This is a genomic window from Stenotrophomonas sp. STEN023 (assembly GCF_056760135.1).
On sequence record NZ_JBRREF010000059.1, the window covers coordinates 1 to 14,936 of the forward strand.

The 14,936-nt window shown below is 63.8% G+C and carries 13 protein-coding genes; 9 read left to right on the top strand and 4 right to left on the bottom strand.

Features of this window, described 5'->3' with window-relative positions; translation table 11 throughout:
* Nucleotides 1-143: 143 nt before the first annotated feature.
* Nucleotides 144-698: a GNAT family N-acetyltransferase gene (locus ACVOLV_RS15535; protein WP_481555174.1), complete on the bottom strand. Its 555-nt coding sequence runs from the start codon at nucleotides 696-698 to the stop codon at nucleotides 144-146.
* Between the two features lie 80 nt (nucleotides 699-778).
* Here ACVOLV_RS15535 and ACVOLV_RS15540 point away from each other — a divergent pair, with 80 nt between their 5' ends.
* From ACVOLV_RS15540 to ACVOLV_RS15565, 6 genes are all read left to right on the top strand, one after another.
* A complete protein-coding gene (locus ACVOLV_RS15540; RefSeq protein ID WP_481555175.1) occupies nucleotides 779-1,957 on the top strand; it encodes a phosphoglycerate kinase in 1,179 nt (392 codons plus the stop codon).
* Entirely contained in the window at nucleotides 1,954-2,598 is a 645-nt protein-coding gene (locus ACVOLV_RS15545; protein WP_481555176.1) for an HAD-IA family hydrolase, read from the top strand. Before ACVOLV_RS15540 ends, ACVOLV_RS15545 begins: the two co-directional genes overlap by 4 nt.
* 43 nt (nucleotides 2,599-2,641) lie before the next feature.
* Nucleotides 2,642-2,857, top strand: coding sequence for a hypothetical protein (locus ACVOLV_RS15550; protein WP_481555177.1), 216 nt, complete (start codon nucleotides 2,642-2,644; stop codon nucleotides 2,855-2,857).
* 193 nt (nucleotides 2,858-3,050) lie between these two features.
* Nucleotides 3,051-4,517, top strand: a complete 1,467-nt coding sequence (gene pyk, locus ACVOLV_RS15555) for a pyruvate kinase (protein WP_481532132.1) — start codon at nucleotides 3,051-3,053, stop codon at nucleotides 4,515-4,517.
* A gap of 164 nt (nucleotides 4,518-4,681) precedes the next feature.
* Complete coding sequence (locus ACVOLV_RS15560) at nucleotides 4,682-5,686, top strand: class I fructose-bisphosphate aldolase (protein ID WP_282271310.1); 1,005 nt, start codon at nucleotides 4,682-4,684, stop codon at nucleotides 5,684-5,686.
* Nucleotides 5,687-5,947: 261 nt separating this feature from the next.
* Nucleotides 5,948-7,267, top strand: coding sequence for a M1 family metallopeptidase (locus ACVOLV_RS15565; protein WP_481555178.1), 1,320 nt, complete (start codon nucleotides 5,948-5,950; stop codon nucleotides 7,265-7,267).
* 185 nt (nucleotides 7,268-7,452) lie between these two features.
* Here the strand turns inward: ACVOLV_RS15565 and ACVOLV_RS15570 are convergent, their stop codons facing one another.
* From ACVOLV_RS15570 to cysG, 3 genes are all read right to left on the bottom strand, one after another.
* Entirely contained in the window at nucleotides 7,453-8,043 is a 591-nt protein-coding gene (locus ACVOLV_RS15570) for an O-acetyl-ADP-ribose deacetylase (protein WP_481555179.1), read from the bottom strand.
* Nucleotides 8,044-8,213: 170 nt separating this feature from the next.
* Nucleotides 8,214-9,173, bottom strand: coding sequence for a cysteine synthase A (gene cysK / locus ACVOLV_RS15575; RefSeq protein ID WP_481555180.1), 960 nt, complete (start codon nucleotides 9,171-9,173; stop codon nucleotides 8,214-8,216).
* 20 nt (nucleotides 9,174-9,193) lie between these two features.
* A complete protein-coding gene (gene cysG, locus ACVOLV_RS15580) occupies nucleotides 9,194-10,645 on the bottom strand; it encodes a siroheme synthase CysG (protein ID WP_481555181.1) in 1,452 nt (483 codons plus the stop codon).
* A 179-nt stretch (nucleotides 10,646-10,824) separates the two neighbouring features.
* Between cysG and ACVOLV_RS15585 the strand changes: the two genes are divergently transcribed.
* From ACVOLV_RS15585 to ACVOLV_RS15595, 3 genes are all read left to right on the top strand, one after another.
* The gene (locus ACVOLV_RS15585; protein WP_481509618.1) at nucleotides 10,825-11,808 is read left to right on the top strand and encodes a LysR family transcriptional regulator; all 984 of its coding nucleotides are present in this window, start codon (nucleotides 10,825-10,827) and stop codon (nucleotides 11,806-11,808) included.
* A gap of 496 nt (nucleotides 11,809-12,304) precedes the next feature.
* Nucleotides 12,305-12,757, top strand: coding sequence for a DUF2946 domain-containing protein (locus ACVOLV_RS15590; protein WP_481555182.1), 453 nt, complete (start codon nucleotides 12,305-12,307; stop codon nucleotides 12,755-12,757).
* Between the two features lie 68 nt (nucleotides 12,758-12,825).
* Nucleotides 12,826-14,886 carry a TonB-dependent copper receptor gene (locus ACVOLV_RS15595; RefSeq protein WP_481555183.1) on the top strand — a complete coding sequence of 687 codons (2,061 nt, stop codon included), beginning with the start codon at nucleotides 12,826-12,828 and terminating at the stop codon, nucleotides 14,884-14,886.
* The last annotated feature ends 50 nt before the right edge of the window (nucleotides 14,887-14,936 follow it).

A 14,936-nucleotide genomic window follows, 5' to 3' on the forward strand; every position in this document is an offset into this window, starting at 1 on the left:
GCCGGTAGTACAGAAGCTGCCTGGACTGACAGCAATTGCAGCTATCTTTCCAGTTTTCTTTGCATCAGCTTCGCGGCTCACGCCGCTCCCACAAGTGAGTGGCGTGGGTTGCTGGTATGGCCCCAGCCGAACATGGCTCGGCGCTACAGGTGGAAATCCTGGCGTAGCAAACCGTAGATGGCGCTGTCGCAGATCTCGCCGTTTACCTGCCAGCGTTCGCGGAGCAGGCCTTCACGGACGAAACCGAACCTCTCCACCAGGCGGCAGGAGGGCAGGTTGCGTGGATCGATGTCGGCCTCGATGCGGCGCAGCCCCAATTCGTTGAACACATGGCCAAGTACCAGCTGCAGGGCTTCGCTGGCCAGGCCGCGGCCCTGCCAGTCGGGATGCAGGCTGTAACCGATCTCGGCACGTGCCTGTATCAGATCCATGTAGAAGATGGCGCTGCTGCCTATCAACAGGTCGCTATCCGCGTCGGCAATTGCCCAGACCAGCATGTCCAGTTCGCGGCGTTGGCGCTGGATGTCAGCGATCTTCTGTTCGGCCTGTTCAAGCTCGGTCCAGGCCGGGTAGCTCCAATAGCGCATCACCCGCGCATCGCTGTGGATGGCAAACAACGCCGCAGCGTCGTCACCACGGACTTCACGCAGGCGCAGGCGAGGGCTGGACAGTTCGGGTTGGGACAGACGGGGTGACATCCATTTCACTCAAGGTTTGCCCCATCACGCAGGGCGGGCGAGAATTGCAGTTTCCCCTACTTTGCGGAGCTGATCCTGCCATGTCCATCGTTCGCATGACCGACCTCGACCTTTCCGGCAAGCGCGTGCTGATCCGCCAGGATCTGAACGTGCCGATCGACGAGAGCGGCAAGATCACCTCCGAACAGCGCATCACCGCCTCGCTGCCGACCCTGAAGCTGGCGCTGGAGAAAGGCGCTGCCGTGCTGGTGACCTCGCACCTGGGCCGTCCCAAGGAAGGCGTGTGGAGCGAGGCCGATTCGCTGGCGCCGGTGGCCAAGCGTCTGTCCGAGCTGCTGGGCGTGGATGTTCCGCTGGTCAAGGACTGGGTGGACGGCGTCGACGTGGCCCCGGGCCAGATCGTGCTGCTGGAAAACTGCCGCATGAATGTGGGCGAAGGCAAGGACGACGAGGCCTTGTCGCAGAAGTACGCCGCACTGTGCGATGTGTTCGTGATGGATGCCTTCGGCACCGCGCACCGCGCGCAGGCCTCGACCCATGGCGTGATCCGCTTCGCTCCCGTCGCTGCCGGCGGCCCGCTGCTGATGGCCGAGCTGGACGCGCTGGACAAGGCGCTGGCCAACCCGGCGCGCCCGCTGCTGGCGATCGTTGCCGGCTCCAAGGTCTCGACCAAGCTGGAACTGCTGTCCAGCCTGGTCAGCAAGGTCGACCAGCTGATCGTCGGTGGCGGCATCGCCAACACCTTCATCGCTGCCGAAGGCCACGGTGTCGGCAAGTCGCTGGTCGAGAACGATCTGCTGGATACCGCGCGCAAGATCGATGCCGACGCCAAGGCACGCGGTGCCGAGATCCCGCTGCCGACCGACGTGGTGGTGGCACCGGCCTTCGCCGCTGATGCCCCGGCCACGGTCAAGGCGGTGGATGCGGTCAGCGCCGACGACATGATTCTTGATATCGGCCCGCAGACTGCCGCGCAGTACGCCGAACTGATTGCCAAGGCCGGCACCGTGGTCTGGAACGGCCCGGTTGGCGTGTTCGAGTTCGACGCGTTCGGCAAGGGGACTGAAGCGTTGGCCAAGGCCATCGCCAGTTCCAATGCGTTCTCGATTGCTGGCGGTGGCGACACCCTGGCCGCGGTCGACAAGTACGGCATTGCCAAGCAGGTGAGCTATATCTCCACCGGCGGCGGCGCGTTCCTGGAGTTCCTGGAAGGCAAGACCTTGCCGGCGGTGGCAGCGCTGGAGGCTCGCGGCTCGTGAGCCGCGATGTCTTCTTCTTTGATCTCGACGGCACGCTGATCGATTCGGCCGTCGGCATCACCCGCTGCGTGGCTTTTGCACTGGAACAGATGGAGCATCCAGTGCCGGGCGATGCCGAGCTGCGCAAGTGGATCGGCCCGGCGCTGCGTACCAGCTTCAAGCCCTTGTTTGGCGACGCCCTGCGCGTGGAGCGGGCGGTGGAGTTGTACCGCGAGCGTTTCGATGCGCACGGCTGGAAGGAGCACGACATCTATGCCGGTATCGGTGATGTCGTGCAGGGCCTGCATGCGGCCGGCCATCGGCTGGCCGTGGTCACCGCCAAGAACGAGCCGCATGCGCGGCGTATCGTCGAGCACCTGCCGTTTGGTGACTGCTTCGAGGACATCATCGGTGCGACCGAAGATGGTTCGCGCAGCCACAAGCCGGAGTTGATCGCCGAGGCCTTGCAGCGTTTGTCATTGCAGGCATCGCGGTGCTGGATGATCGGCGACCGCCGCATGGACATCGAAGGCGCGCGTCACCATGGCATGCGCAATGTGGGTGTGCTGTGGGGCTTTGGTGGTCGCGAAGAGTTGCAGGCTGCCGGGGCTGGGGCGGTGGTGGCTACGCCGGATGAGTTGGCGACGGTGCTGCGCGGTTGATTGATGGGTTTGATGTGTAGAGGCTCCGGTAACCGGAGCCGTGATGCAGGCAGATCTCAGCAAGATTTCAATTCGTCATTCCCGCCTGCGCGGGAATGACGATCTGAAGGAGTTTCGGGGAAAGCTGCCAGCGCTCGTGCTGTGCTCGCACCACTTGTCGCCCGATGTCCTCGGCATGTCTCCACTGCCAACTTTTATTGCTGCGGAGCAGCAAAACTTTTCCCGAAGCCAACACGCAACAGCAACATTCGCGTGCTGAGCTATCGCCTGCGCTTATCGACCTATGCAAAGCAGCTATAGGTCCCGCGTTGTCATACCGTACGGTATGTCCAAACAGACTGTCTGGCCTGTCTTTGGGACACAGCAGAAAGTGTCGTATGAAATCGTATGCGACATCGTTGTCATGCAATGGATGTGCTACTTTCGGCGGTCTATTAGGGAGACCACGCACAATGATTGAACGTCAGCGCCGCACCAAGATCCTCGCCACCCTCGGGCCGGCAACTGACGCGCCAGGGGTGCTGGACGATCTGTTCCGCGCCGGCGTCAACGTTGTGCGTTTGAACTTCTCCCACGGCGATCCGTCCGGTCAGGCCAAGCGTGCAGCCGACGTGCGTGCCGCCGCCCAGCGTGTGGGCGTGGAAGTTGGCATCCTCGCCGACCTGCCGGGCCCGAAGATCCGCATCGAGCGTTTTGCCGAAGGCAAGATCAAGCTCAAGGCCGGCGACCGTTTCGACCTGATCGCCAGCACCTCGGCACCGGCCGGTGACACCAATCAGGTAGGCGTGAGCTACCTCGGCCTGCCGCAGGACGTGGCGCCGGGCGACGTGCTGCTGCTCGACGACGGCCTGATGCAGCTGCAGGTGGTTGAAGTGCAGGGTGATCGCATCATCAACACCGTGCTCAATGACGGCGTGCTGTCCGACCGCAAGGGCTTGAACAAGCAGGGCGGCGGTCTGTCGCTGGGCGCACTGACCGAGCGCGACAAGGAGCTGATCGGCATCGTTGCCAAGATCGGCGTGGACTTCATCGCCGTCTCGTTCTGCCGCAATGCGCAGGACATGAACGATGCGCGTGAAATCGCCGAGTCGCATGGTTGCTACGCCGCGCTGGTGTCCAAGATCGAGCGCACCGAAGCCATCGAGAACCTGGAAGAGATCGTCGACGCCAGCGATGTGGTGATGGTGGCGCGTGGTGACCTGGGCGTGGAAATCGGCGACGCCGAACTGCCAGGCCTGCAGAAGAAGATCATCAAGGCCTCGCTGGCGCAGAACAAGGTGGTGATCACCGCCACGCAGATGCTGCAGTCCATGGTCGAAAGCCCGATCCCGACCCGCGCCGAAGTGCTGGACGTGGCCAACTCGGTCATCGACGGTACCGATGCGGTGATGCTGTCGGCCGAAACCGCGGCCGGTGCCTATCCGGTCAAGGCGGTCGAGGCGATGGCCCGTATCTGCCTGGGTGCCGAGCGCCAGTTCCAGACCGAGACCGACTTCAACGCCTCGCCGCGAAATCTGGAGCGTGCTGACCAGGCCATCGCCATGGCCACCATGTTCCTGGCCCAGCACGTGGGCGTGCGCGCCATCGTGGCGATGACCGAATCCGGTGGTACCGCGCGTTATCTGTCGCGCTTCCGCGCCAAGTCGCCGATCTACGCGGTTACCCGCCATGACGGCGCGCGCCGGCAGATGGCGCTGATGCGCGATGTGTTCCCGATCAATTTCGACAGCCGTGGTTTCACCCCGCGTGAAGCCGCGCGCGGCAGCATCCGTCTGCTGGTCGAGTCCAACCTGCTGGAAGCGGGGGATCGCGTGGTGTTCACCAGTGGCGAGCACATGGAAACCCATGGCGCCACCAACACCTTGCGTCTGCTGGAAGTGGGTAACGATGGCCGCGCCAGCGGTCTGGGCGACCTGTAAGCGGCGCCAGCAACAAGCCACCGCTCCGGTCATCAGCTGATCGGAGCGGACAGGTTTTGTCCTGACATGACAGGCTGAAACCGATTCCAGACCTCGCGGGCAGCCAGCCGGTGAGCGGGCCGGGCTATAATCCGGGTTTTCCCGCACCCTGTTACAGGAACCTCATGAGCATCGAACTGCTGGCTGAAACCGCCCAGGCAATGGTCGCCCCGGGCAAGGGCATCATCGCCATTGACGAATCCACCGGCACGATTGCCAAGCGCTTCGCAAGCGTCGGCATCGAGAACACGGAAGAAAACCGTCGTGCCTACCGCGAGCTGCTGCTGACCACGCCGAAGCTCAACGAGCACATCTCCGGCGCGATCCTGTACGACGAAACCATCCGCCAGTCGACCAAGGACGGCGTGCCGTTCGCCAAGTACATGGCCGACAACGGCATGATCCCGGGCATCAAGGTCGACAAGGGGGCGCACCCGCTGGCCGGCTGCCCCGGTGAGCTGGTGACCGAAGGCCTGGATGGCCTGCGTGAGCGCCTGCAGGAGTACTACAAGCTGGGCGCGCGTTTCGCCAAGTGGCGTGCGGTGATCAACATCGGCGAAAGCATGCCGTCGGGCACCTGCATCGAGTCCAATGCGCATGCGCTGGCCCGTTATGCCGCGCTGTGCCAGGAATGCGGCCTGGTGCCGATGGTCGAGCCGGAAGTGATCATGGACGGCGACCACGACATCGAGACCTGCTACGAGGTCACCGAAGCCACCCTGCGTTCGCTGTTCGACGCCCTGTACCAGCAGAACGTGGTGCTGGAAGGCACCATCCTGAAGGCCTCGATGGTCATCCCGGGCAAGACCTGTGACGAGCAGGTGGATGTCGAGGAAGTGGCCGAGTCCACCGTGATGTGCCTGAAGTCGACCGTGCCGGCGATCCTGCCGGGCGTGGTGTTCCTGTCCGGTGGCCAGAGCGACGAGCAGTCCACCGCGCACCTCAATGCCATGAACCAGGTCGGCACCTTGCCGTGGCCGCTGAGCTTCTCCTACGGCCGCGCCATGCAGCAGGCTGCACTGAAGCTGTGGGCCAAGGACATGAAGGGCAACTACGCTGCCGCACAGAAGACCGTGTTCGAGCGTGCCAAGGAAAACGGCCTGGCTGCACAGGGCAAGTGGGAAGGCTGATAGGCCATCTCATATGAGTTGAGCAGAACGCCGGCTAATAAGCCGGCGTTTTGCTTTTCTGCAGCTGGCTGTTGTTTTTGTGGGAGCGGCGTAAGCCGCGAAGCCGGTTCGGATCAAACCGCCAGCATGGCGGCAATTGCAAACACCTTGTACGGCTGCAGCCTTGCTAGCTTCGCGGCTTACGCCGCTCCCACAAAATCATCATTTCCACCATTCCCGCAGCACAGCTCTACAATCGGATTTTCCATCAAGGATGATCCGATGCATCGCAGAATCACGCTTGGGCTGTTTGCATCGACCATCGCTGTGTCCGCCTTCGCTGCGGAAACACGCAGCTTTGATATCCAGCACTACGCGACCACCCTCGATCTGGATATCGCCGCTGGTCAGCTGCAGGGCGACACCCTGGTGCGGTTCAACGCAACCGCTCCGCTGCAGCAGCTGGTTCTGGACAGTGGTGAACTGGTCGTCGACTCGGCCACGCACAATGGCAAGCCGGTGGACTTCCAACTGGCAGATGGAAAGCTGACCGTCAGCCTCGCGGAGATATTGAATGCTGGTGAGCAAGCCAGCGTGCGCCTGCATTACCACGGCAAGCCGCGCTTCGGCCTGGAGTTCGCTGCCGAGCGAAACGAGGTCTACACCATTTTCTCCACCGATCAATGGATGCCGTCGATCAACGCGCCGGACGAGCGTGCCACCTTGCTGCTGGCATTGCGCCTGCCCAAGGATCTGACTACTGCTGCGGTAGGCGAGGCCTTGCCGTCGCGGCAATTGCCGGATGGCCGCATCGAGCACCGCTGGCAGCTGCGCACGCCGATGCCTGGCTACGTCTACGGCTTTGCCGCTGCGCCTTACCTGCATGTGCAGCAAACGCATGCCGGCAACACCTTGCATTACTACGCGCTGGATCGTTCAGAGGGTGAGCTGCGGCAACTGTTTGCCGACACCGGCGCCATGTTGGACTTCTTTGCCGAGCGCGCAGGTCTGGCCTATCAGGGCGACTATCGGCAAGCCTTGGTCAAGCGCACCATCGGTCAGGAAATGGCTGGGCTGTCGCTGATGTCGGAGGCCTACGGGCAGGAGGTGCTTGCCGACGCCACCCAGACCAGCTTGATCGCACACGAGGCTGCACATCAGTGGTGGGGCAACCGCGTTACCTGTGCAGGTTGGGAGCACTTCTGGCTCAACGAAGGGTTCGCCAACTTCATGACCGCTGCATGGTTGCAGCAGTCGCAGGGTGAAGCGGCGTATCAGGCGATGGTGCAGGGCTGGGAGCAGCGGCTGCTGGCGTTGCGCGCGAAGGGCGCTGATAGAGCGTTGGTATATCCGAACTGGGACAAGCCCACCTCCGATGACCGTGCGGTGGTCTACCGGAAGGGCGCCTATGTGCTGCACCGCTTGCGCTTGGAGCTGGGTGAGGAGGTGTTCTGGCGCGGACTGCGGGAATACACGCAGGCCAATGACGGGAAGTCGGTGGTGACGGCGGATTTCCAGAAGGCGATGGAGCGTGCTGCCGGGCGCTCGTTGCAGGGGTTCTTTGATGCTTGGGTTTACGGGGTGAGTGGTGAAGTGGGGTGATGGCTTGCTGCCAAGAGCTACCCCTCCCCAACCCTCCCCTTTGCTGCACGAAAGGGAGGGGGCAAAAGCGGCTACCTGCCATCTGCCCGACCTGCACAAACGGCCCCCTCCCTTTGCCGCAGGCAAGGGGAGGGCTGGGGAGGGGGAGTTTTTGCTTTTGCTTGGCCGTTGAACAGCCAAAACCCTCAATGCGCAGGCGCAAACCCGCCAGCAAACGACGCCAGCACAGACCCTGCCTGCTCCTGCGCCGGCCCCGCGCTTGCCAGGGCCTGCTGATAGATCTTGAACGCCGCAGCGTTGTAAGCCACCAGTACAATCCGCGAGGGCCGCGCATGGCTCTTCTGCCAGGTCATGGTCTCGGTCGCAGCAATCACCGCCGCCGAATGCAGCGGGTAGCCGTATACGCCACAACTGATCGCCGGAAACGCGATCGACTCCAAGCCCATCTGCTCGGCCAGCCGTAGTGACTGCCAGTAGCAATTGGCCAATAGCGCCGCTTCATCATGGCGACCATCGCGCCACACCGGCCCAACGGTATGGAACACATGCCGGGCTGGCAGATTGTGGCCGCCGGTGGCGCGCACTTCGCCGGTGGGGCAGCGCACGCCGGCACGCAGCTCGGGCAGCTGCTCGCATTCGCGTAGCAGGCCGGGGCCTGCGGCCCGATGGATCGCACCGTCCACGCCGCCGCCGCCCAGCAGGGTTTCATTGGCTGCGTTGACGATGACGTCGACCGCCAGTTCGGTTATGTCACCCTGCCAGACTTCAATGTTCATGGCGCTGATCTTCCGTTGCGGTGTATGAGAAAAATGTGACGGCCACCGCCGCGCCGGACACAACTGCAGTCTGCGCCCATGCGGTCTCATCCGGCGCGATTCACGGGCACAGAAAAGCACGAAGGCCGCATAGGCGGCCTTCGCGTTGCTGACGGGTTAAGTAACCGGGGTTACGGAAGGCCGGCCAGCCAGTCGTCGTCGGAGCCGTCGTTCACATCGGCGAACAGCGGGGTGGAGAAGTAGCGCTCGCCGGTATCGGGCAGCATTGCCAGGATCACCGAGCCGGCCTCGGCAGCGGCGGCCACATCCAGCGCGCTGGCAACCGTGGCACCGGAGGAGATGCCGACGAAGATGCCTTCCTCGGCGGCCAGACGGCGCGAGGTTTCAATCGCGCGCTCGTCCTGGATCGACAGCAACTGGTCGTAGACGTTGCGGTTGAGCACTTCCGGGATGAAGTCCGGGGTCCAGCCCTGGATCTTGTGCGGGGTGAAATCCTTGCCGGCCAGCAGGGCGGCGCCGGCCGGTTCGGTGGCGATGATGCGGGTTTCCGGACGGGCCAGCTTCAGCACTTCGCCGACGCCGGTCAGGGTGCCGCCGGTGCCCCAGCCGCTGACGAAGTAGTCCAGGCGCTTGCCGGCGAAGTCGCGCAGGATCTCGGCGGCGGTGGTCTGCCGGTGATAGGCCGGATTGGCCGGGTTGGCGAACTGGCTGGCCAGGAACCAGCCGTGCTGCTGGGCCAGCTCCTTGGCCTTGCGCACCATGCCGCTGCCGCGCTCGGCGGCCGGGGTCAGGATGACCTTGGCACCGTAGGCGCGCATCAGCTTGCGGCGCTCGATGGAGAAGGTTTCCACCATCGTGGCGACGAACTTGTAGCCGCGCGCGGCGGCGACCATTGCCAGGGCCACGCCGGTATTGCCGGAGGTGGCTTCGACGATGGTGTCACCGGGCTTGAGCAGGCCCTTCTTCTCGGCGTCGAGGATGATGGCCAGGGCCAGACGGTCCTTGACCGAACCGGCCGGGTTGAACGACTCGACTTTGACGTAGATGTCGACGCCGGCCGGGGCCAGGCGGTTGAGCTTGACCACCGGGGTATTGCCGATGGTGTCCAGAATGCTGTTGTACAGGGCCATTGAAGTCTCCGGGGAGGTGGTCAGGCGGCGTCGGCCAGTGTGGGCGGTGCCGTCTTTGCGGAAAGTGAGGAAACAGTAGGCGTTGCGTGCAGCGGCGCAGCGCCGAACCAATGCAGTTCATCGGCCAGCGCTGCCACCTCGCCGAGCACCAGCAGGGCAGGGGACTTCACCTGGTGCTGGGCGGCGGCATCCGGCAGCTGGCGCAGTTGCCCGCTGACCACCCGCTGCTCGGCACGCGAGCCGTTTTCGACCAGGGCGAATGGGGTACTGGCCGGCATTCCCGCGGCTAGCAGATGGCTACGGATCTGCGCCAATGCGGCCACACCCATATAGAACACCAGCGTCTGTCGCGGCTCCGCCAGTGCCGTCCAATCCAGCGTATCCAGCGAGTCCTTGCAGTGTGCGGTCACCAGCCGCAGCTGCTGGGCGTGGTCACGGTGGGTCAGTGGAATACCGGCATAGGCGGCGCAGGCCAGCGCGGCGGTGATACCGGGCACCACTTCAAAGGCGATGCCGTGGCTGCGCAGGAACTGCAGCTCCTCGCCGCCGCGACCGAACACGAAGGCATCGCCGCCCTTGAGTCGCACCACCCGCTTGCCGGCACGGGCATGCTCCAGCATCAGCGCGTGGATGTGTTCCTGCGCGGTGCTGCGGCCCTGCGCGGATTTGCCCACTTCGATGAAGTCGGCATCGCGGCGCGCAAGCTGCAGCACCTCGGCGCTGACCAGGCGATCGTGCAGGATTACATCGGCCTGGTTGAGTGCGCGCAGCGCGTTGAGGGTGAGCAGGCCGGGATCGCCGGAGCCGGCGCCAACCAGTACCACCGAGCCGGGATGAACCGGTGCTTCGGCTGCGAGGTCCAGCAATAGCTGGGTTTCGGCCGCGATCGACTGGCGGGAGCGCAGCAGGCCGAGCAACGGTCCCTCGATCAAGCGATCGAAGAAGCGGCGGCGTGCGGCCAGTTCGGGGAAGCGCTCGCGTATCAACCCGCGCTTGCGGCTGACCAGCTGCGCCAGTTGGCCCCAGGCCTGGTCAAACAGTTCCTCGATCTGACGGCGCACATGCCGCGCCACCATCGGCGCACCACCGCCGCTGGAAATCGCTATCTGCAGCGGCCCGCGCTCGACCACCGCAGGCACGTGGAAACCGGACAGCGCAGCGTCGTCCACCACATTGACGAACAGCCGCCGCGCTTCGGCGGCCTCGGCGACGGCGCGATTGATGGCGTTGTCGTCGGTTGCGGCAATCACCAGCCAGACCGATTGATCCAGCCATGCCGGATCAAACTGGCCGTTCAGCCATTGAACGCGGCCACCATCGCTCAACTGCTGTAGTGCTGGACTCAAGGCCGGTGCGCCCACCCGCGGCAGGGCACCAGCGCGCAGCAGTGCCTCGGTTTTGCGCTCGGCCACCGCGCCCCCGCCGACGACCAACACCGCCCGACCTTTGAGGTCGGCAAACAGGGGGAACAAGGGGCTGTCCAAGGCGGTGGCGGCGGTAGTCGGAGTAAGGTCCGTGACCGTAGCGCCGGCCCTGCGGGGCCGGAAATGAAAAGCGCCCCACGTCAGATAACTTTAGGTTATAAGTATCGGGAGCATTTTGGCCTACATTCTTCACAGTTCCTTACTGAAGATCTCTTACCAACACTGCGATGACACTTACCCAACTGCGTTACCTCGTTGCCATTGCCGATGCCGAGCTGAACATCACGCTCGCCGCGACGCGGGTGCATGCCACCCAGCCGGGGTTATCCAAGCAACTCAAACAACTTGAAGACGAGTTGGGGTTCCTGTTGTTCGTGCGCAAGGGAAGAAGCCTGGAGTCGGTGACGCCGGCCGGCGAGGAAGTGATCAACCGCGCGCGCAGCGTGTTGGCCGAAGCCAACAACATCCGCACCTACGCAGCCAACCAGCGCCGCGAAAGCCACGGCCAGCTGATCCTGACCACTACCCACACGCAGGCACGCTTCGTGCTGCCGCCCGCGGTTGCGCGCATCAAGCTGGCTTATCCGCAAGTGAGCGTGCACCTGCAGCAGGCCGCTGAAAGCGATGCACTGGATCTGCTGAGCCAGGGCGATGCCGATATCGCCATCATCAGTACTGCAGGTGGCGAACCGAGCACCGGTATTGCCGTGCCGCTGTATCGCTGGCGCAGGTTGGTGCTGGTGCCCAAGGGCCACCCGCTGGATCGTGCCGGGGTAACCCCGGACATGGCCGCATTGGCCAGCCATCCGTTGATCAGCTATGAATCCTCCACCCGCACCAGTTCCTCGTTGCGGCGCGCGTTTGCCGCCCTCGATCTGGAGCCGGACCTGACCTTGACCGCGCTGGATGCGGACCTGATCAAGACCTATGTGCGCACCGGACTGGGCGTTGGCCTGCTTGCGGAAATGGCGGTAAGCGCCAACGACACCGACCTGCGCGCCTGGCCGGCGCCGGCATCAATCCCCGAGTGCATCGCCTGGGCGGTATTGCCGCGCGACCGCGTGCTGCGCGACTACGCCCTGGAATTGGTGCACGTGCTGGCACCGCAGATCGACAAGCGTGATCTGCGCCGGGTATTGGACGGCAACCAGCAGGCTGATTGGCCGGTGCCGCCGACCTGGGAATCGTTGACGCAGACGATTACGGTCTAAGCGCAACAGGTCATGCGTAGTGCCGAGCCATGCTCGGCAGAGGCTTTCCTCGTAGACCGCGCAGGATCTTGTAGGAGCGGCGTAAGCCGCGAAGCTGACGGCAACGGGATCAGGGCTATAGCTGCAATCTGACGCAATACCAGCTTCGCGGCTTACGCCGCTCCCACAATAATCGGGATGTTGATGTGGCACCGTGCAGCAGCATTGGTAGAGCGGAGCAATGCTCCGCTGGGGATTTGCCGACAGATCATGGTTGGGTTTGTGGGAGCGGTGTGAGCCGCGAAGCTGACGATGCTTCCGAATGCAGCAATGCCTGCGATTCCATTGATGTCAGCTTCGCGGCATATGCCGCTCCCACAGCAGCTGTTGTGCTGATCCGTTGCAGGGAGGGCCTCTGCCGAGCATGGCTCGGCACTACAGTGCGGCGGTCATGCGGCAAACGGTCGCACCCTGTGCGGCGAGCCCGTTGCTTCCATGCCGATAAAATGGGCGGGTCATGCGTTCGGCTCGCTTCCAATCCTTTGTGCTCCTGCTGGCCTTTGCCGCGGCCTTGTTGATGGCAGTGGCGCCGGTCGTCAGCCGCTGGCTGCAATCGCAGCAGCTGCCTATGAGTGCCGTGGATCATGCCGCGCATGAGGCCGCGATGCAGATGCCTGTCGATCCGCATGCAGGCCATCACGACATGCAGCACATGTCGCATGCAGCCCCGGCGCTTGCAGCGACAGAGGTGAAATCTGCTTCGACGCCGGCCGATCCGCATGCCGCCCATGGCGAAGCCTGTGACTACTGCACCATGGCCTCGCGCCTGCTGCCCTGGCTGGCGGTGATCCTGATACTGGCACCACCGCTGTATCGGCTTGCGCCACAATCTCCCCGCAAAACGCTTCGGCTCGCCAGCCTGCGCTGGCCTGCACACCCGCCGCGCGGGCCGCCCGCACTCTCCAGATAACGCCACCTTTCCTGTTTGCCGCGCGCTGCCCTTGGGTAGTGCGTGGCTGTGTCGTATTGGAGAAACAAATGAAATCCCTTTCCCGTATGCCGGGTGCCCCGGCATGCCTGTCTGTCTGCGTCTGCATGGCGCTGTTTCCATCGCTCGCCCGCGCTGCCGAGCGTGATCTGACCCAAACCCTGGACACGCTGGTGGTTACCGCCGCCGCGCCCTCCTCGCCGCTGCAATGGGTCACCGATCCGCGCCTGCCGCGGCAACCGGTGCCGGCCAGTGACGGCGCCGACTATCTGAAGACCGTGCCGGGTTTTTCGGCGATCCGTAACGGCGGCACCAATGGCGACCCGGTACTGCGCGGCATGTCCGGTTCGCGTCTGAACATCCTCAGCAATGACGGCAATCTGATCGGTGCCTGTCCGTCGCGAATGGACAATCCTTTGTCATACATCGCGCCGGAAACCTATGACCGCCTGACCGTCATCAAGGGCCCGCAAAGCGTACGTTGGGGCGCAGGCGCCTCCGCCGGCACGGTGCGCTTCGAGCGCGAGACGCCGCGCTTCGACAGCCCGGGCATGGAGCTGAAAGCCAGCGCATTGGCCGGTTCCAATAACCGCAATGACCAGATGCTCGATGCCAGCTTCGGCAGCACACCGGGCTATGTGCGGGTCAACGGCAACCGCTCCGAGTCCGACGACTATCGCGATGGCAATGGCGATGTGGTGCCTTCGCGTTGGCGCAAGTGGAACGCCGATGCAGCCATCGGTTGGACTCCGGACGCCGATACTGTGCTGGAGATCAGCGCCGGCACTGGCGACGCGATTGCGCGTTACGCGGGGCGTGGCATGGACGGTGCAGCGTTCAAACGCGACAGCTATGGCCTGCGTTTCGAACGCGACAATCTGCCGGGTGCCTGGGACAAGCTGCAGGCCAATCTGTATTACAACAATGCAGACCATTTGATGGACAACTACACGCTGCGCACGCCCAACCCGGCCAGCAGCATGCCGATGCCGATGGCCTCGAACGTGGAGCGGCGTACGACTGGCGGCCGCGTCAGCAGTGAGTGGCGCTGGCAGGAAGTGGCCGTCGTCGCTGGTGTCGATGCGCAGGACAGCCGCCATCGCAGCCGCAATGGCATGGGACGCAATACCTGGCAGCAGGCGGCCTGGAAACGTGATGCCGACTTCAGCAGCCAGGGCGTGTTCACCGAGCTGACCTTGGGCGAAGGCACGCCACAGCGCTGGATCAGCGGCTTGCGTCTGGACAAGGCGACGGTCAAGGATCGACGGGCGACGACCGGCATGATGAGCATGCCAAATCCAACTGCGGGGCAACAGCGTCAGGAGGATCTCGGCAGCGGCTTCGTGCGCTATGAGCGGGATCATGGCCAAGCCTGGACCTGGTACGCAGGTATCGGACACAGCGAGCGCATGCCTGATTACTGGGAGTTGTTCTCGGCCAATGCCGGGCCGACTGGCAGTGTCAATGCGTTCTCGGGCGTGAAGCCGGAGCAGACCACGCAGTTGGATCTTGGGTTGCAGTTCCGTAGCGAAAAGCTCGACGCCTGGGTGTCGGCCTATGCCGGACGCCTGCAGGACTACATCCTGTTCCAGTACCGCAGCGGCGGCATGATGGGCAGCAGTACCCAGGCCAGCAATGTGGATGCACGCATTGCCGGTGCCGAGGCCGGTTTGGAATGGCGGCCGACGCAGGCATGGAAGCTGGGCAGCACGCTGGCCTATGCCTGGGGTGAGAACCGCAGCGAGAACCGGCATTTGCCGCAGATACCGCCATTGGAAGGGCGTTTCTCTGCATCGTATGAGCAGGCGCGCTGGTCGCTGGGGGCTTTGTTGCGTGCGGTCAGCCGGCAGAACCGGGTAGCGCAGGATGAGGGCAATGTGGTGGCGCGGGATCTGGGGCCGAGTGCAGGCTTTGCGACCTTGTCACTCAACGGTGCTTATCGGATCAATGACAGCCTGCGCGCCAGCGTGGGTGTCGACAACCTGTTCGATCGCGCCTATGCCGAGCATCTGAATCTGGCCGGTAGTGCGGATTTCGGCTTTCCGGCAGATCCGGTGCGGATCAATGAGCCTGGGCGGTCGTTCTGGTTGAAGCTGGATTACCGGTACTGAGACAAGGACGCCCGCCTCAGTGAGGTGGGCGTCGAGATTGTTGTAGTGCT